This is a genomic window from Paenibacillus lupini (genome assembly GCF_011761355.1).
GTDB lineage: Bacteria > Bacillota > Bacilli > Paenibacillales > Paenibacillaceae > Pristimantibacillus > Pristimantibacillus lupini.
This window is the reverse complement of sequence record NZ_JAASRW010000007.1, coordinates 142,631-161,882: the sequence shown is the minus strand read 5'-3', so window position 1 is coordinate 161,882 and position 19,252 is coordinate 142,631. Positions and strand designations below refer to the sequence as shown.

The window sequence follows — 19,252 nt, the reverse complement described above, 5'->3', positions numbered from 1 at the left end:
ATGGTTGGAAATTGGCGATGGAATGTCGGCTTGGGGATTATTGGCGCGGTACTAACCTTATTATTCTCGATTGGTAAAAACCCGCTGTCTGTCATGCTGATGCGCAGCATGTATGCTTTCATCGCCTTTGTAGCGATTGCATTTGTAATGCGGATTGCACTGGCCTTTATACTTACCCCGCCAGTCATGCATCAAGAAGAGACAGCACAAGAGGATGGCAAAGGCACGCAGCTGGATCTGCAGACTCCTGATGAGAGTGAAGACCTCAATCAGCTTCTTCGATCACAGCTTGATAGCAATCATACGCAAGAAGCAGAACAGTCGGAGCAATCAAAGCAGTTTAAACCATTAACACCGCCTCAGCTTGTTTCGACCCAGAATAAAGAGCCTGAGGAATTGGCTAAAGCCATTCGTCATATGACAGGAGGGTAAGTGACATGATCGCAACTGCAAATTTGGAAATGTGGCGAGCGTGGAAAGAGGAAGGCGACCTAGAAGCCAAGAAACGTCTAATTGAGCAGTTCTTGCCTTTGGTCGATTATGTAACGAACCGAATGGCGATTGGACTGCCGAAAAATGTGTTAAAGGATGACCTCGCCAGCAATGGAGTGATGGGACTCATTGATGCCATCGAGAAATTCGATTATTGCCGAGGTTTGCAATTTGAGACATACGCGTCCTGGCGTATTCGCGGGTCAATAATTGATGGTTTGCGACAAGGGGATTGGGTGCCGCGCTCAGTTAGAGAAAAGGCGAAACGAATTGAGGAAGCTTATCAAAACCTGGAGCAAAAATATTTGCGTTCGGTAACGGATGCAGAAATTAGCCATCATTTAAATGTAAGTGAAAAAGAGTTTACGAATATGCTCCATGAAATCGCAATTACTACGGTTTGCTCATTGGAAGACCCGATCAGAGAAGAAGAGTCGGAGACAAGGCTGTCGCTGCTAATTGATGAACGGGCGAAAAACCCGGATCATAAAGCACATGAGTTTTTCTTGAAGGACTCACTGATCAGTGGAATTGAGAAATTAACGGAGAAGGAAAGAACCGTTATCTCTCTCTTCTATTATGAAGAATTATCGTTAAGCGAAATTGCGGAAGTAATGTCACTTTCCCCTTCACGTATATCACAATTGCATTCGAAAGCGATCTTAAGACTTCGTGGTGCTCTGGCGAAAAATAAAGAACAATTATTGCAGCATTAGAAGGGAGTGGGCAAGGTGGATGACCATTTATTAGAGTCTTACTTGCGTATCCAGATATCTGCTGATAAGCTGTCTGCCTTCCTGACCTTTAACCGGATCACCGAAGATTTCGACTGCACTCCCGGTCAATTGGAACGTTTTGTACGCAGCAAAGGTGTTGTATTTGGAATACGCACAAGTGTGTTACATGAGATTTGCACCAATACGCTTGCTTATTGTAAAGAGCAAACGTTAATTGCTATGGGTACTCCGGCAACTCCAGGCAAGGACGGTTCAATCCGTTTTGCCTATGATATGAAGGAGCAATACCTACGTCCGGCAGAGATGGAGGACGGCAAAGTTGATTTCAAAGAAGTCTCGCGTTTGAAAAATGTGAAGCGTGGTCAATTAATTGCGGAGCGGGTGGACGCTTTATTTGGTGCCCCAGGAATGATGATTACTGGTGAAGAAATCTCAGCTAAACAAGGCAGGCAAGCTAGGTTTAAAGTAGGGAAAAACGTTGTCGTGAACGAAGATCAAACGGCGATGTATGCCTTAATTGATGGCCTTATTACGATTACTGACAAAGAGAAAGTAAACGTTTTCCCGGTTTATGAAGTGAACGGGGACGTTGATTATAGAGTCGGCAATATTGATTTTGTCGGTACGGTAGTCATCCGTGGGAATGTATTAAGCGGATTCCGAGTGAAAGCTTCCGGAGATATTCGTGTTATTGGTGGAGTAGAAGGGGCCGAACTGGATTCTGAAGGCTCCATCGAGATTACTGGCGGTATTATGGCAGGCAACAAAGGCTACATCAAAGCACAAAAGAATGTAAAAAGCTCCTTCATCCAAGACTGTAACGTCATTGCTGGTGAGGATGTTCTGGTATCGCAAAGTATCATGCACTCGAATGTCCGGGCAGGCAGAAACGTTATTTGCCAGGGGTCGAAGGGACTCATTGTGGGTGGTTCAATTCAAGCGGTGGAGCAGGTCTCTGCGCGAGTTGTTGGCAATACGATGTCAACAGCTACTTCTATTGAAGTAGGGGTAAGACCGGAGTTTCGCTCAGAGCTCCAAGAGCTGCGATTAAAGCTTAGGCAGAACATGGATGCGATGGATAAAACGGAGAAAGCGCTTGCTATTCTTGATCAGCAGGCAGCTTTAGATCAACTTACTGATCAGAAGATGGCGATGCGCATTAAACTCGGTGCAACTAGACGTCAGACTACCGCTGAGAGCGATCAGATTAGAGAGCGTATTCTTGAAATTGAGAAATCACTGGAAGATACGGACAAATCCAAGGTAGACATCAGCCATACGGTATATGGCGGTATTAAAATTGTAATCGGCCGATATACCCGTTTTATCAAGGATCCCGTACAGCGTGTTTCATTCCGTTATTCGGAAGGTGATATTGTACAGTATCCTTTGTTTACGTAATCTCATTGTTTTCTTTTAATGAAGAAATGTTAACTGGGCTGTTACGAGAGGAGCTGAGCGTATGCCTTTTAAGCCAATTGATTTGCAATGGTCGATTCCACGAGCACTTGAAGCAAGTGGGACACAAAGCCAGACTAACCATAAGCCTATTGCGGAACAGACAAGAATGGCAGAGCTGGCATCCAAACAAACGGAACAGTTACGAAGTAAAAATACTGGTGTTGAGCAGACTGGCGGACCAAATGTACGCAATGATCGAGATCGGCAGAGCGGTAATCCCTATTTGGCAAAAAGGAAACGTAAGCCGGAGGAAACCCAGGACATACCTGAAGAAAGCCGCCAGGCCGAGCATCCCTATAAAGGGCATCATGTGGATATATCGTTATAGCATCAGCAATGCTTTGTAGAGGGTGTGTATTATGTCTAACTGGTCTTATATTGTACTTCTTGGTGCTGTTGTAGTCGTAGCCTCGCTATTCCTTCCACGGAAACAGCAGTCACAGGAGTTAAAAGATACTCGTAATATGGAAATTGCTTTGGAGCAGTTTATGGAGAATACGGAGCAGGATCATCAAGACCTTGTGAAGCTTGTAACGGTTCTTCGAGAAGAAGGAAAAACACAAAACGAGCAAAGTAAACAGCGCTTAATGGAACTTGAGAACAAATGTTCGCTGTTGGAGCAACAGCTAGGTTTTCTACAGCAACAGCGTCAGAACGACATGATGGCTGCTCAGGCCTATTCTGTACCGATACAGACAGCTGCACCAGCTTTCCAAGCAGCGACAGTTGAATCTACTGTTGAGGATCCTGAACCTCAACAAGTAGTATCGGGCATTCAATCGCGTTATGCCGATTTATTCGAGCTGTACAATCAAGGAAAGTCAATTGAGGCTATCGCTAAAAAACTGAGTATGAATAAAGGGGAAGTGCAACTGATCTTGCAACTGGCTAAGCAGGAGGAGAAGGTCTATGTTTAAGAACCGCTCTTTTGTAGCTGGACTAGGTGCAGGGATCATAGCTGGTGCTATTCTTCTGCAGATTATGCAGATTGGGGACGATAGTCAGCAGAAGCTTTCTGATGGATATAAGGATGTAGAGCCTAAGCTCTATACGCAAGCGGAACTAGATGATAGGATTGCTGAGGAACGTGCAAAGGCTGCTGATGTGGATGCTGTTGAATCAGCCAAGCCATCGGAGAATCCAACTGATGAAGCTGCAGCCACGCCAGCAGCTGAGGATAAGGATACCAAGGCAGAAGAGCAAGCAACAGTCACAGAGAAGGCAGAGACTAAGCGTAAAATCCATATTACAGGCGGTATGAATTTAACAGATACAGCAGAGCTGTTGAAGGAGCAGAACCTGATTACAGATAAATCGGCTTTTATCGCTAAGATGAAGAAGAAGCCTGTTCGCGCAGGTTATTTCTTGTTTGAAGGCAATCCAACCGTAGATGAAGTCATTCAGATTATTACAAGCCAGCCCGTTTCGAAGGAAGAATTTGATCAGCAGAAGTAGACACCGGAAATTTTCGACAAACTTCTGTTGCACCGTGTTGTCATATATGTTATATTAATTGTCGGTGTTAAAAACACACGCCTATTAATTCCGTTAATGGTGCTTCCGGTCGCCGGAAGTTTTAGCGGAAGATGCGATGGGCGGAGGTAACTACTCAAAAACCATAACAGGAGGTGTGTTGAATATGGCGGTTATTTCCATGAAACAACTTCTCGAAGCTGGTGTGCATTTCGGTCACCAAACTCGTCGTTGGAACCCTAAGATGGATCGTTATATCTTCACAGAAAGAAACGGAATTTACATTATCGACCTGCAAAAAACAGTTAAGAAAGTCGAAGAAGCTTACAACTTCGTACGTTCTGTAGCTGCTGAAGGCGGCACTATGCTGTTCGTAGGTACGAAAAAACAAGCTCAAGATTCAGTTAAAGAAGAAGCTGAGCGTTGTGGCAACTTCTACATCAACCAACGTTGGTTGGGTGGTACGTTGACTAACTTCCAAACGATCCAAAAACGTATTGACCGTCTGCGTCAACTCGAAAAATGGTCGGAAGACGGAACTTTCGAAGTTCTGCCTAAAAAAGAAGTTATCATTCTTAACAAAGAAAAAGACCGTCTGGAAAAATTCCTCGGCGGCATCAAAGGCATGAAAGGTCTGCCTAGCGCTTTGTTCATCATCGATCCTCGTAAAGAGCGTATCGCTGTTGCTGAAGCACGCAAACTCGGTATCCCAATCGTAGGTATCGTTGATACTAACTGCGATCCGGACGAAATCGATTATGTAATCCCAGGCAATGACGACGCGATTCGCGCAGTTAAATTGCTGACGTCCAAAATGGCTGACGCTATCGTTGAAGCTAACCAAGGCGAGCAAACAACTGCTTAATCCGAAATAAATTGCTACAACAAAGGGTGGTCAGAAGGTGAAAGCCTCTCACCGCCCTTTTTTTGAACGTAAAAACTAAAAATGGAATTTCCAGGAGGGCTTATTATGGCAGTATCCGCTAGTGCAGTTAAAGAGCTTCGTGAAAGAACTGGAGCAGGTATGCTCGATTGCAAGAAAGCATTGGACGAAACAAACGGTGATATCACAAAAGCAATCGAATTGCTTCGTGAGAAAGGCCTGTCCGCAGCTGCAAATAAAGCTGGTCGTATTGCAACTGAAGGCGTTGTTGAATCGTATATCCATGCAGGCGGCCGTATCGGCGTACTTGTAGAAATCAACTGCGAAACTGACTTCGTTGCGAAAACAGATCAATTCCGTACTTTCGCACGTGATATCGCTATGCACATCGCTGCAGCTAACCCTAAATTCGTTCGTCGCGAAGAAGTTCCTGGTGACGAAATCGAAAAAGAGCGCGAGATTCTGAAAGCTCAAGCGCTGAACGAAGGCAAGCCAGAAAAAATCGTTGAGAAAATGGTTGATGGCCGTATCTCTAAATACTACGAAGAGTACTGCTTGATGGAGCAATCCTTCGTTAAAGACCCTGACAAAACTGTCTCGGCTCTTCTGAACGAAAAAATCAGCGCTATCGGTGAAAACATCTCGATCCGTCGCTTTGTTCGTTATGAACTGGGCGAAGGCTTGGAGAAAAAAGTGGATAACTTCGTTGAAGAAGTTATGGCTCAAGCAAAACTGTAAACCGAACGCACAGGCGGGGCGGGGCGTTCGCCCCGTCCCTTTTTCTAAATAAAGATCATTATAGGATGTTACCTCGCCCGCGAGGTACAAGATGGAGGTAGGGACGATGGGACAGCCTGTTTTCAAAAGAATAGTTCTGAAAGTAAGCGGTGAATCTTTGTCAGGAGATCAAGGCTACGGCATTGAAGCTTCGGTCATTTCAGAAATCGCTGATCAAGTGAAAGAAGTAGTTGCACTTGGCGTTGAAGTCGCTATCGTTGTTGGCGGCGGCAACATCTGGCGTGGTATCGCCGGTACGGCGAAAGGTATTGATCGTGCTACTGCTGACTACATGGGCATGCTGGCAACCGTTATGAACTCACTTGCACTGCAAGACGCACTTGAGCAAATTGAAGTGCCAACTCGCGTTCAAACTTCAATTGCTATGCAGCAAATTGCGGAGCCTTACATAAGACGCCGCGCAATCCGTCACCTTGAGAAAGGCCGTGTTGTTATTTTCGCAGCTGGTACGGGTAACCCGTTCTTCTCGACGGATACAACTGCAGCACTTCGTGCGGCTGAGATTGAAGCAGAAGTTATTCTGATGGCTAAAAACAAAGTAGACGGCGTATACTCTGCTGATCCATTCAAAGATGCAACAGCTGAGAAATACGAAGAATTAACGTATATGGAAGTACTGAACAAGAACCTTGGTGTTATGGATTCAACGGCATCGTCGCTATGCATGGATAACAATATTCCGCTCGTCGTGTTCGCGATTACTGAAAAAGGGAATATTAAGAGAGTCGTGCTTGGTGAGAAGATTGGTACTATTGTGAGAGGAAGTGCGAAATAATGCCACAAACCGTTAAAAAGAATGCAGAAGATCGTATGGAGAAAGCAATTCTCGCTTTGAAACGTGATCTGGCTACACTTCGTGCAGGACGGGCAACGCCTGCTTTGCTCGATCGTGTTCAAGTTGAATATTATGGGGCACCTACGCCCGTTGCGCAATTAGCGAATATTAATACACCGGATTCCCGTACGCTGTTTATTCAGCCTTGGGATAAAACATCAATCGCAGCAATTGAGAAAGCGATTATGAAATCCGATCTTGGCCTTACACCATCCAATGATGGTTCGGCTATCCGTATTACATTGCCTCCTCTGACGGAAGAGCGTCGTAATGACCTTGTGAAAACAACGAAGAAATTCGGTGAGGATGCTAAGGTTGCTATCCGTAACATCCGTCGTGATGCAAATGATGATATTAAAAAGATGGAGAAAACGACTGTTTCTGAAGATGAGTCACGTCGCCATCAAGAAGACATTCAAAAAGCAACAGATCGTTTCATTGCGGAAGTTGATAAAGTACTTGTTGCAAAAGAGAAAGAGATTCTGGAAGTATAATTGCACCTACAGCCCCTCCGTAAGGTGGGGTTTGGTTTTTTGAAATCCGGGTGGGAGGAACAAGCATGATCAGTCGAATTTTGGCCAAACTTGGCAAATCGTCCTCGAAAGAGGCTGAACCGTTTTTGGCAACTGACAATGTTCCGAAGCATATCGCCATCATTATGGATGGTAACGGACGTTGGGCGAGGAAACGTGGACTTCCACGGATCGCCGGCCATCATACTGGTATGAAGACGGTGAAGCGAATCGTAATGGAAGCAGATCGTCTTGGTGTCAAGTATTTGACATTGTACGCTTTTTCCACGGAAAACTGGAAGAGGCCTAAGGACGAGGTTGATTTCTTAATGAAGCTTCCTCAGCAATTTTTGGAAATTGAGCTGGAAGAGCTCGTTGAAAAAAACGTTCAGGTACGCATGATGGGTCACAAAGAAAACCTCCCGTCGTTTACCTTGAATGCTGTTGAAGAAGCGATTACGAAGACAGCTAATAATACGGGACTCGTACTTAATTTTGCTCTTAATTATGGCGGTCGTAGGGAAATGCTGGAGGCTATTAAAGAAATTGCTGCCGATGTACAGGATGGACGATTATCTACGGAACAGATTGATGAACAGCTGTTATCCAGCCGTTTGTTGAGCGGGGATATTCCGGATCCGGACTTATTGATTCGTACAAGTGGCGAGTTAAGACTTAGTAATTTCATGCTGTGGCAGCTTGCCTATAGCGAAATGTGGTTTACGGACGTGTACTGGCCAGAATTCAATGAGACACATCTGCAAGAAGCAATACAAGAGTACCAGCGCCGCGCTAGGCGTTATGGCGGTTTATAAGCATCGATATCGGAGTGTGACCATCACTTGAAACAAAGAATCATTTGGGGACTTCTTGCCGGTGCGGCCTTTGTCGCATTACTGCTTGCCGGCGGATGGTTGTATGCAGCTACGCTTGTATTGCTGGCTTTACTCGGCTTTAACGAGTATACGAAGATGAATGGGCACACATGGAATGAACCAGCTTCATTGCTGGGTTATGCAGGTGTGCTGTTGTTCGTGCTTCCGTGGAAGCTTATGGGCGTAGATTCACCCTCTGCGATTACCGTTCTTTGGACATTGGCATTCTTGCTCTTAGCTGTCACGGTATTCACCAAAAACAAAATAACCATCGACGGCGCCTCGCTAATGTTGTTAGGCGCTTTATATGTAGGTTACGGCTTCAGTTCGATGAATGCAGTAAGGGATCTCGAACATCACGGCATCTTCTGGTCGTTTCTTATTATAGCTTGTAACGTTGCATCCGATGCGGGAGCTTACTTCGTCGGACGAGCAATCGGCAAGAATAAGTTATGGCCTTCTATAAGCCCTAACAAGACAATTGAAGGGGCTGTCGGTGGTGTTGTCCTGTCGGTCATTACAGCTTTTGTATTCGCTGTCTGTGCGCCACATATCATAGAGATCACTAATGCATTATTGATTGGTCTCATTGTAGCGGTAGCCGGACAACTAGGGGACCTTATTCAATCCGCTTACAAACGCGTCCGAAACATCAAAGACTCTGGCTCGATCTTACCAGGCCACGGCGGTGTTCTCGATCGTTTCGATAGTTGGATTATCGTATTCCCGTTGTTAATCCTTACAGATCTTCTACCTACATAAAGAATTGAAGTATGCTGGTGTGGATAAACGTAAACATGGTAATAATGACATGTTCATAATGTTTATACTGCTCTCCATCTTTTATTTCTTGGTATTCCGACTTGGAAGGAATGCCTTAAGTGTCTGCTCTTGGGCTTGGGAGCGAAGCGAGAGTGTCATGGTTGAGAAGCGAAGCGTTCGCCTTTGTCTATGAATTTCAACCGCTAAGCGGATTGAGATCAAGAAATTCAGAGACAACAGCGATCGAAGCCATGACACTTTTGCGCAGCGACCCAGTCCATCAGTAGAACAGCAACACGCATCAAACGAGTTCCAGGAGGAATCCATGAAAAAAATCACCATCTTAGGCTCCACCGGCTCCATTGGCACTCAGACGCTGGATGTTATCGCGAATGATCCGGAGAGTTACCAAGTCGTTGGCTTATCAGCAGGCAATAACTTGCCTCTGTTGATCGAGCAGGCGAAGCAGTTTCGTCCTTCAGCTGTATGCCTATCCACTAAAGATTTAGCGGAGCAGGCCAAGGCTGAATTGCCATCTGGCATTCAGGTGCTGTACGGTGAAGAAGGGCTTGTTGAGATTGCAGCGAATAATGATGCGGATGTCGTTGTTACAGCTATTGTTGGAAGCCGCGGATTACCCGCAACACTTGCAGCGATTGAAGCAGGCAAAACAATCGGTCTAGCGAATAAAGAAACGCTTGTAACGGCCGGTCATATTGTAATGGAACGTGCCAAGCAGAAGGGTGTTTCCATTATTCCAGTCGATAGTGAGCATTCAGCTATTTTCCAATGCTTAAATGGTGAAGACCGTAAAGCTTTACAACAGCTTACTCTCACGGCTTCTGGCGGTTCATTCCGTGACCGTTCACGGGAACAGTTGGTTGGTGTAACGGTTGAGGAAGCGCTGAATCATCCGAACTGGTCAATGGGAGCTAAAATTACAATTGATTCCGCAACAATGGTGAACAAAGGTCTTGAAGTAATCGAAGCGAGATGGCTGTTCGATGTGACATACGATCAGATTAACGTACTTATCCATCCGGAGAGTATTATCCATTCGTATGTTGAATTCAGTGATAACAGCGTCATAGCACAGCTTGGATTACCGGATATGCGTGTTCCTATTCAATATGCGCTAACTTATCCGGAACGTTATCCAACACCTACGGGCAGGCTTGATCTTGCTGCCATAGGCAAGCTTCATTTCCGTGAGATGGATTTTGTGAGATATCCTTGTTTGAAGCTCGCATTTGATTGCGGAAGAGCGGGGCTTTCAGCTCCAACGGTCTTCAATGCTGCGAATGAAGTTGCTGTAGCTCGATTTTTAGATGGAGAAATTGATTTCTTAGGCATTGAACGAGTGCTGGAACGCGTATTGGAGCGACATTCCGTAACAGCAGTAATTGATTTGCAGGCGATAGCAGAAGTGGATGAATGGGCTCGTAAAGAAGCAACAGTCATCTAGCTTGAGCTGTAACCTGCGGTTCTCTTGTGTCGTACGGGAGAATAATGATAATCTATGTACAGGCCGTTACGAACAGGAGGCTCGTTATGGAGATGATTCGGGTCGTTTTTATGACCGTGCTCGTATTTTTTGTTATTGTAACCATCCATGAATGGGGACATTACTATTTCGCCAAACGCGCTGGAATACTAGTTCGGGAATTTGCAATTGGCTTTGGTCCAAAGCTGTTCTCAATTAAGCGTGGTGAAACCAGATTTACGCTACGACTCGTACCGGCCGGCGGATTCGTCCGTATGGCAGGAGAGGATCCAGAGATTGTAGATGTTACAGTCGGACAGACGATTGCTCTTCGTGTGAAGAACAATCAGGTTACCCGGATTTATCTCGATCGGCTGGATGAACGCAGTGGTGTTGTCCGTGGAGAAGTGACTGCGATTGATCTGGAGAAGGATTTGTTCGTTACTCTTGATGTGGAAGGGGATCAAGAACGGTTCGCTGTTCATCCAACCGCGCTTCTTATTTCAAGAGGGAAAGAGACACAAATTGCTCCGATTGACCGTCAATTCGGAAGCAAATCGGTTGGCGCACGAGCGTTATCGATCTTCGCTGGCCCACTGATGAACTTTGTGCTTGCGTTTATTTTGTTCATGGTATACATACAGATGGCAGGCACGCCGCAAGGTTTGCTCGTTGATAAAGTAACCAAAGGGATGCCGGCTGAGCAAGCTCAGCTGCAGCAGGGAGACTTGATTGATACTGTTAATGGAGTCAAGATCGGTACCGATTATGACAAAATGATAGATATCATCGGAGCATCTGCTGGTAAAGCTATTCAGCTCAATGTAATCCGCGATGGAGCTCTTCAACCTATTAAATTGACCCCGATAGCGGATGATCAAGGTGTCGGTAAGGTAGGTATAACGGCTGCTTATCAATTCCGCAGTGCCACGGTTGGTGAGACCATTACAGGTGCAGCCAAGCTGATGAAGACCATGACGGTTAGTATTTTTGAAGGCTTCAAGAAGATTATTATCGGAGACTTCAAGCTGGATGATCTAGGCGGCCCAGTCCGCACAGCGGAAATGACTAGTGAAATTGCTCGCAAAGGTATTACAGATTTAACGTCATGGACGGCTTTATTAAGCCTGTACCTTGGCATTTTCAACTTGCTGCCCATTCCCGCGCTTGATGGAAGCAGGCTTATATTCCTTGGTCTCGAGGCGGTACGCGGACGTCCGGTTAATCCAAACCGGGAGAGCATGGTCCACTTCATCGGCTTTGCACTAATTATGCTGCTGATGCTAGTTGTGACTTACAACGATATTTTGCGATTGGTACGAGGGGAGCCATAAGTCGGTTATGTCTAAGGATAAACAGTTTGTTACCGAAATTACGCCGCAAGGCGAGGATTTTTCAAGATGGTATTTAGATGTTATTAAAAAAGCAGAGCTCATGGATTATTCGCCGGTACGGGGCTGTATTGTTTTCCGTCCAGAAGGCTATGAGCTATGGGAAAATATTCAACGCGATCTGGATCGCCGTTTCAAAGAAACCGGTCACCGCAATGCTTACTTCCCGCTCTTTATTCCAGAGAGCTTCTTCCAAAAGGAGAAAGAGCATGTTGAGGGCTTTAACCCTGAGCTGCCGTGGGTAACGGAAGCTGCTGGTGAGAAGCTGGAAGAACGACTTGCTATTCGTCCAACTTCAGAAACGATGTTTGGACACATGTATTCGAAATGGATCCAGTCGTATCGCGATTTGCCGCTCTTGATTAACCAATGGGCGAATGTTGTACGTTGGGAAAAACGTACACTGCCATTCCTTCGTACAAGCGAATTCTTATGGCAAGAGGGCCATACGGCTCATGAGACAGAAGACGAGGCTCGCGAAGAAACGATGAAGATGCTTAGCGTGTACCGTGAGTTCGTTGAGGAGTTCCTTGCAATCCCGGTAATTGAAGGGGAGAAAACTCCTTCCGAACGTTTTGCAGGTGCGGTAAACACCTATTCGATCGAAGCGATGATGAAAGACGGTAAAGCGGTTCAAGCCGGTACTTCCCATTATCTTGGTACTAAATTTGCAGTAGCTTTCGACATCAAATATTTGGACCGTGAGAACACGCTTCAATTCGCGCATACCACATCTTGGGGCGTGAGTACACGTCTGATTGGTGCTATGATTATGGTTCATGGTGACGACCGTGGTCTGGCTTTGCCGCCTAAGGTTGCACCAACTCAAGTCATTATGATTCCAATTGGTCCGGCCAAAACCCGTGATCAAGTAGTTGGCCGTGTTGACGAACTGTTTGCTGAGCTTAAGAAAGCCGGCATCCGTACTCGTGTAGACGACCGTTCGGACGTCAGCCCAGGCTGGAAATTCAACGAATACGAAATGCGCGGTATTCCACTTCGTCTTGAACTTGGACCTCGCGATATGGAGAATGGCCAAGTCGTTCTTGTATCGCGGATTAGCGGGGAGAAGAGAATTGTTCGCCAGGACAACCTAATTGCTGAAGTGGAAACGATGCTCGCTGATATTCAACGTGAAATGTATGAGAAGGCGAAGAAATTCCGTGAAGATAATTTCTATGATGTAGATACACTTGACGAGATGAAAGCTTCGATGGAAGAGAAACGTGGATTTGTACTAGCTGGCTGGTGTGGTTCCGGAGCTTGCGAGAAGCAAGTGAAGGAAGAAACAGGCGCAACAAGCCGTAACATTCCTTTTGAACCGGAGAAGAAGAAGAGCAAATGTCTCGTCTGCGGAGAACATGCAGAGCACACGGTCGTATTTGCACGTGCATACTAATAGCTTCGATCGGATTGGATCGTACAGGAGTGATTGATTGCCATGAGCCAAACCGGAGACAAACGGCAGCGCTTTGAATTGCTGATGCAGCAAGCGGGACTGCCGCAAGAAATAATAAATTCCTATTACAAGGACGGTTACATCGAGCAAGTTCTTGTAGGAAAAAGCAATAGAAAGTGGACGTTTTGCATTCGCAAAACGTCCTTAATTCCTTATAAGGCCTTTATGGCGCTGACCCAAGCCGTAAACATGAAGTTTTCGCATATTGCTGAAACTTCTTTTCAGCTTCAATACGAAACAACGGTTCCTTCTGTAGAGATTGCCCGTGAATATTGGCCGATGTTCCTGGAGTGGGTTCAACAAGAGAACGCCTCGGTTAATGGCTGGCTGAGTAAAGCAGGAATGGAACCAACCGATGAGATGATCACCGTATCGCTGCTCGATGGTATGGGCCTGGAGTTAGCCAAGAAGAAGAAAATTGATGAAGCGATCAGCAGCTTTTATGAGCGTAACTTCGACCGGACGTATCGTGTGAAAATGGAAGTCGCCGAGCAAGCTAGACCGGAAGTTTATGAGGAGTTCCAGCAGAAGCGGGAACAAGCGGAGCGGGAAGCAGTCATTCAGATCATGGAAAGCGTCGCTACAGAAGCCTCTGAGGGCGAAGGCGATGAAGCGCCGACTAAATTGGCGATGGGCTATGACATTCGTGATGAACCTACTCCACTTATGAACATCCGTGAAGAAGAAAAGAAAATTACAGTACAAGGCGCTGTATTTGGCCTCGAAGTGAAAGAGCTTCGTAACGGTATGACCTTGTTTACGTTTAACGTAACCGACTTCTCCGATTCGATGGCGATGAAAATGTTTGCCAAGAACAAAGAAGACGTGAAGATGCTTAGCCTATTGTCGAATGGCAAATGGGTGAAAGCACGTGGTAAGGTCGATTATGACCGCTTCATGCAGGAGCCAGAGCTGGTCATGATACCAAATGATCTCCAAGAAATATCTTCACCGCCTGACCGTAAGGACAATGCCGAGGAAAAACGTGTTGAGTTCCACCTCCATTCCACAATGAGTGCGATGGACGCGGTTACTCCTATTGGTGAATATGTAAAGATGGCTGCTAAATGGGGTCATAAAGCGATAGCTATTACCGATCACAGCAATATTCACTGTTATCCAGAGGCTTTCAAAGCAGCGAAGAAAAATGGGATCCAAGTTTTATTCGGCCTTGAAGCTAATGTTGTGAATGATGCAGTGCCGATGGTGCTGAATTCAAGGGAAGAACAGCTGGCCTCTGCCGAATATGTTGTATTTGATATCGAGACGACGGGCTTATCTATTATAAATAATAAAATTATCGAGCTTGCAGGCGTTAAGATGGTGAACGGTAAGGAAATCGACCGATTCTCCACCTTCATTAATCCGCATGAGAAAATTCCTTATCATATTCAACAGCTGACGAATATCAATGATGAGATGGTACAGGATGCCCCTGAACTCGAACCTAAGCTGCGTGAATTTATTACCTTTATTGGCGATGCCATTCTCGTAGCACATAATGCAAGATTCGATATGGGATTCATGCAAGCAAATTTGAAGTCTTTGGGACTTCCTGAGATTACAAATCCAGTACTGGATACGCTGGAGCTCGCAAGATTCCTACATCCGTCCATGAAGAACCATCGACTTAATACATTGTCTGCAAAATATAAGATTTCTCTCGATAACCATCACCGCGCCGTAGACGACTCGGTTGCCCTTGGTGGTGTATTATACGGACTCATTAATGATGCATCTGAACGCAATATTACCGGACTTCATCAATTAAATGATTATGTTGGTCTCGATATTTCGAACTCCCGGCCATTCCATTGCAATATTTACGCGCTAAATGCGGCTGGCAAGAAAAATCTGTTTAAAATGGTGTCGATCTCGCATACGGAGCATTTTAAACGTGTTGCTTGTATTCCGAAAAGCAAACTTGTCGACATGCGTGAAGGTATTCTTGTCATTTCCGGCTGTGAAAAGGGAGAGTTCTTCGAGACAGTGCTTAACAAATCATACGAAGAAGCGCTTGAAATCGCTCGATTCTATGATGCGCTCGAGATTCAGCCGATTGACTTCTACATGCACCTTGTTGATAAAGGATTTGTTGGCAGCCGTGCTGAAATTGAACAGGCAATCCGACGCATTTGTGAAATTGGTGATGAGCTCGGCAAGCCGGTTATCGCTACCGGCAACGTCCATTATTTGAATCCACGGGATAAGCTGTATCGCGATATCGCCATTCACGGGATAACCGGTTTTAGTCCGCTTAAAGATTTGCGTAAGCCGGATGCGCATCTGCGTACAACCGAAGAAATGCTTCGGGAGTTTGCCTTCTTAGGTGAAGCAAGGGCTTATGAGGTTGTCGTGAAGAACACTGTGGAGCTTGCTGATCGGTTCGAGCCGTTCGAAATGTTCCCGGATAAACTCTTTACCCCAATTATCGAAGGGGCGGAAGAAGAAATCCGGAATACATGCTATGACACTGCGAAATCCATGTACGGCGATGATCTCCCACAGGTTGTAATTGACCGTCTGGAAAAAGAGCTTGTACCGATTATCAAATTCGGCTTCTCCGCCAACTATTTGATCTCAGAAAAGCTCGTTAAGAAGTCCAATGCTGACGGATATCTCGTAGGTTCACGGGGTTCAGTAGGTTCTTCTGTCGTTGCGACATTCCTTGGCATTTCCGAGGTTAATCCATTGCCTGCGCATTATTTATGTATCAATTCGGAATGCCGCTATAGCGAATGGTTCCTTGATGGCAGTGTCCCAAGTGGATTTGACTTGCCAGATAAGAACTGTCCGAATTGCGGCAAGCCAATGAAGGGTGAAGGTCAGGATATCCCGTTTGAGACCTTCCTGGGTTTCAAGGGCGATAAAGTTCCCGATATCGATCTAAACTTCTCTGGTGAATATCAGCCAACGGCGCATAATTTTACTAAAATTATGTTCGGCGACAAGTGCGTTTTCCGTGCGGGCACGATTGGTACGGTAGCCGAGAAGACAGGATACGGCTTTGCTAGAAAATATGCTGAAGATCATAATAAAACTTGGCGTGGTGCCGAGCTTAACAGGCTAGCTTCTGGTGTAACCGGCGTTAAGCGGAGTACAGGTCAGCATCCGGGCGGTATAGTTGTTGTTCCGAATTATATGGAAGTCGAAGACATTACTCCGGTGCAATATCCGGCGGATGATGTGAATGCAGAATGGAAGACCACGCATTTCGATTATCACGCTTTTGAAGCGAACTTGCTGAAGCTTGATATACTGGGTCATGATGATCCGACGATGATGCGGATGCTTCAGGATTTGACGGGTGTTGATCCAACGACGATTCCGATGAATGATCCGAAGGTTATGAGTATGTTCAACTCGACGAAGGCGCTTGAAGTGTCGCCTGAGAAGATCCGCACACCAGTTGCTACTTATGGCGTGCCGGAGATGGGGACGAAATTCGTTCGCCAAATGCTTCAAGAGACACAGCCATCTTCGTTTGCCGACTTACTTCAGATTTCAGGATTATCCCATGGTACAGGGGTATGGCTGGGCAACGCACAAGAGCTGATCAAGAAGGGCACTTGTAACATTAAGACAGTTATCGGCTGTCGTGATGATATTATGTTATACTTGATATATAAAGCTGGAATGGATGCCGGACTCGCATTCAAGATTACAGAAAGTGTTCGTAAGGGTAAGGGCCTAACGCCGGAATGGATCGAAGAGATGAAGCGTTGTAAAGTACCAGCATGGTACATCGATTCTTGTCTTCGTATCGAGTACATGTTCCCGAAGGCGCATGCTGCCGCTTATGTTATTTCCGCGGTACGGACCGCTTATTTCAAATTGTATTATCCAATTGCATATTATGCGACTTACTTTACAGTACGGGCTGAGGACTTTGATCTGGATCTGCTTTGCCAAGGTTATGATGCGATTCAGAAGAAGCTTATCGAGATTGAGGATAAAGGCTTTAATGCAACAACGAAAGAGAAGAACAGTATTTCGTTGCTCGAGATGGCTCTTGAGATGACAGCCCGCGGCTTCTCGTTTAAGCCGATTGATCTGTATCGTTCGGATGCAACGAAATTTATTATTGAAGGCGACTCGCTCATTCCTCCTTATGCGGCTATTGCGGGTATCGGGGAGAATGCGGCACGGAATATCGCAGCATCACGTGATCAAGGTGAGTTCCTGTCGATTGAAGATTTCCAGCAAAAATCGAAGGCCAGCAAGACGATTATTGAGGTGTTAACGGGCATGGGATGCTTCCGCGGTCTGCCGGAATCCAACCAGTTGTCATTGTTTTAAACGCCCAATGCAAGAAAACATTTCTTGTCACCCCTATGCGGTTATGATATAATTTTTGTGGCAATGATGTGGATAGAGACTTGAAGCAGAGAGTGGGGAAACCCACTCTTTACGTTTTGTAAACGGCTTTTTTCAAATACGAAATCCCGTTTACATGTATGAAGAAACAGGAGGTTACACCGATTGAGCACATCCAAAATCAAAACCGTTGTTGAAGAAATGGTAACACCTTTCCTCAACAGCAATGGATTTGAACTTGTTGATATTGAGTACGTCAAGGAAGGCAGCAACTATTTCCTTCGTGTGTTCGTAGACAAGGAAGGCGGCATTGATATTGACGAATGCGGCAAAGTCAGCGAATTTTTGAGTGAAGAATTGGATAAGAACGATCCGGTATCCGACGCTTACTTCTTAGAGGTTTCATCTCCGGGTGCGGAACGCCCGCTTAAGAAACCAGAAGATGTTCGCAAAGCGGTGGGTAAGCATGTTTACATAACGACTTACGAGCCGATTGACGGTTCTAAGGAATTTGAAGGACAGCTTACTGCATTTGATGGCGAACAAGCTACGGTGAAAATCGGTAAAAAAGAGCATGTAATTCCATATGCCAAGGTCGCGGGCGCACGCCTTGCGATTGTGTTTTAAATAGCGGTTTATTTTTGAAAGGGGGAACTCCATTCCAATGAGCATGGATTTTATTGAAGCATTGTCGGAAATCGAGAGGGATAAAGGGATTGCCAAAGAAGTGCTGTTAGAAGCGATTGAAGCGGCTTTGATATCGAGCTACAAGCGCAACTTCAACACTGCACAGAATGTTCGCGTAGACATTAACCGCCACAGCGGCGTTATTAAAGTATACGCTCGTAAAACAGTTGTAGACGAAGTACTCGACCCTCGTCTTGAAATTACAGTTGACGCATCGCGCGAGATCAACCCTCACTATCAGTTGGATGATATCGCCGATATCGAGGTTACACCTCGTGATTTTGGCCGTATCGCTGCACAAACAGCGAAACAAGTCGTTACCCAACGTATTCGTGAAGCTGAGCGTGGACTGATCTATAATGCTTTTATCGATAAAGAAGAAGATATCGTTAATGGTATTGTACAGCGCCAGGATACTCGTAATTTGTTTGTAGATCTCGGCAAAGTAGAAGCAGTGCTTCCACTTACAGAATTGATGCCTACAGATAAATTCAAGCACGGCGACCGCGTTAAGTCGTATATTACAAAGGTTGAGAATACAACCAAAGGACCTCAAATTATTTTGTCCCGTACTCATCCTGGTCTCTTGAAGCGTCTGTTTGAACTTGAAGTGCCTGAGATCTACGACGGCGTTGTTGAGATTCGCTCGGTTGCCCGCGAAGCAGGTTATCGTTCGAAGATTGCCGTATTCTCCCGTAACGAGGAAGTAGATCCGGTTGGATCCTGCGTTGGTCCAAAAGGGATGCGTGTACAAACAATCGTAAACGAGCTTACTGGCGAGAAGATCGATATCGTTCGCTGGTCGGAGAGCGTTGAGGAATATGTAGCGAATGCGCTTAGCCCATCGAAAGTGCTTGAGGTAATCGTATTCGAACAAGAGAAAATGGCTCGCGTAATTGTTCCTGATTACCAGCTGTCTCTTGCGATTGGTATCAAGGGTCAGAATGCACGCCTTGCTGCGAAGCTTACTGGCTGGAAAATTGATATTAAGAGTGAGACGCAAGCGGAGCAGGAATACGGTCGTCCGAAAACGACGACAGGTACGATGCACCAGGACTCTGTTTCCATCGATCAGATGTAGGGCAGG

Annotated in this window: 18 protein-coding genes; all 18 read left to right on the top strand. The window is 45.7% G+C overall.

What is annotated here, in order from left to right:
- Nucleotides 1–432 carry a hypothetical protein gene (locus FHS17_RS22590; RefSeq protein WP_167280729.1) on the top strand — a complete coding sequence of 144 codons (432 nt, stop codon included), beginning with the start codon at nt 1–3 and terminating at the stop codon, nt 430–432.
- Between the two features lie 5 nt (nt 433–437).
- Nucleotides 438–1,208, top strand: coding sequence for a FliA/WhiG family RNA polymerase sigma factor (locus tag FHS17_RS22585; RefSeq protein ID WP_167280728.1), 771 nt, complete (start codon nt 438–440; stop codon nt 1,206–1,208).
- A 15-nt stretch (nt 1,209–1,223) separates the two neighbouring features.
- Nucleotides 1,224–2,630, top strand: a complete 1,407-nt coding sequence (locus FHS17_RS22580; RefSeq protein ID WP_167280727.1) for a FapA family protein — start codon at nt 1,224–1,226, stop codon at nt 2,628–2,630.
- A gap of 61 nt (nt 2,631–2,691) precedes the next feature.
- Nucleotides 2,692–3,018: a hypothetical protein gene (locus FHS17_RS22575; protein ID WP_167280726.1), complete on the top strand. Its 327-nt coding sequence runs from the start codon at nt 2,692–2,694 to the stop codon at nt 3,016–3,018.
- Nucleotides 3,019–3,049: 31 nt separating this feature from the next.
- Nucleotides 3,050–3,607 (top strand): DUF6115 domain-containing protein, encoded by a 558-nt coding sequence (locus FHS17_RS22570; RefSeq protein WP_167280725.1) that lies wholly within the window; start codon nt 3,050–3,052, stop codon nt 3,605–3,607.
- Nucleotides 3,600–4,145: an endolytic transglycosylase MltG gene (locus FHS17_RS22565; RefSeq protein WP_167280724.1), complete on the top strand. Its 546-nt coding sequence runs from the start codon at nt 3,600–3,602 to the stop codon at nt 4,143–4,145. Before FHS17_RS22570 ends, FHS17_RS22565 begins: the two co-directional genes overlap by 8 nt.
- A gap of 184 nt (nt 4,146–4,329) precedes the next feature.
- Nucleotides 4,330–5,028 (top strand): 30S ribosomal protein S2, encoded by a 699-nt coding sequence (rpsB, locus tag FHS17_RS22560; RefSeq protein ID WP_015844998.1) that lies wholly within the window; start codon nt 4,330–4,332, stop codon nt 5,026–5,028.
- Between the two features lie 105 nt (nt 5,029–5,133).
- Nucleotides 5,134–5,784 (top strand): translation elongation factor Ts, encoded by a 651-nt coding sequence (gene tsf, locus FHS17_RS22555; protein ID WP_167280723.1) that lies wholly within the window; start codon nt 5,134–5,136, stop codon nt 5,782–5,784.
- A 106-nt stretch (nt 5,785–5,890) separates the two neighbouring features.
- Complete coding sequence (pyrH, locus tag FHS17_RS22550) at nt 5,891–6,619, top strand: UMP kinase (RefSeq protein ID WP_167280722.1); 729 nt, start codon at nt 5,891–5,893, stop codon at nt 6,617–6,619.
- A complete protein-coding gene (gene frr, locus FHS17_RS22545; RefSeq protein ID WP_167280721.1) occupies nt 6,619–7,173 on the top strand; it encodes a ribosome recycling factor in 555 nt (184 codons plus the stop codon). Before pyrH ends, frr begins: the two co-directional genes overlap by 1 nt.
- A 65-nt stretch (nt 7,174–7,238) precedes the next feature.
- Nucleotides 7,239–8,006 carry an isoprenyl transferase gene (locus FHS17_RS22540; RefSeq protein WP_167280720.1) on the top strand — a complete coding sequence of 256 codons (768 nt, stop codon included), beginning with the start codon at nt 7,239–7,241 and terminating at the stop codon, nt 8,004–8,006.
- Nucleotides 8,007–8,033: 27 nt separating this feature from the next.
- A complete protein-coding gene (locus tag FHS17_RS22535) occupies nt 8,034–8,828 on the top strand; it encodes a phosphatidate cytidylyltransferase (protein ID WP_167280719.1) in 795 nt (264 codons plus the stop codon).
- A gap of 325 nt (nt 8,829–9,153) precedes the next feature.
- Nucleotides 9,154–10,293: a 1-deoxy-D-xylulose-5-phosphate reductoisomerase gene (locus tag FHS17_RS22530; protein WP_167280718.1), complete on the top strand. Its 1,140-nt coding sequence runs from the start codon at nt 9,154–9,156 to the stop codon at nt 10,291–10,293.
- Nucleotides 10,294–10,379: 86 nt separating this feature from the next.
- Nucleotides 10,380–11,645: an RIP metalloprotease RseP gene (gene rseP / locus FHS17_RS22525; protein WP_167280717.1), complete on the top strand. Its 1,266-nt coding sequence runs from the start codon at nt 10,380–10,382 to the stop codon at nt 11,643–11,645.
- Between the two features lie 7 nt (nt 11,646–11,652).
- Entirely contained in the window at nt 11,653–13,101 is a 1,449-nt protein-coding gene (gene proS / locus FHS17_RS22520; RefSeq protein ID WP_167280716.1) for a proline--tRNA ligase, read from the top strand.
- A 42-nt stretch (nt 13,102–13,143) separates the two neighbouring features.
- The gene (locus FHS17_RS22515) at nt 13,144–17,460 is read left to right on the top strand and encodes a PolC-type DNA polymerase III (protein ID WP_167280715.1); all 4,317 of its coding nucleotides are present in this window, start codon (nt 13,144–13,146) and stop codon (nt 17,458–17,460) included.
- 183 nt (nt 17,461–17,643) lie between these two features.
- Nucleotides 17,644–18,105: a ribosome maturation factor RimP gene (gene rimP / locus FHS17_RS22510; protein ID WP_167280714.1), complete on the top strand. Its 462-nt coding sequence runs from the start codon at nt 17,644–17,646 to the stop codon at nt 18,103–18,105.
- Nucleotides 18,106–18,142: 37 nt separating this feature from the next.
- Complete coding sequence (gene nusA, locus FHS17_RS22505) at nt 18,143–19,246, top strand: transcription termination factor NusA (RefSeq protein ID WP_167280713.1); 1,104 nt, start codon at nt 18,143–18,145, stop codon at nt 19,244–19,246.
- Nucleotides 19,247–19,252: the final 6 nt, after the last annotated feature.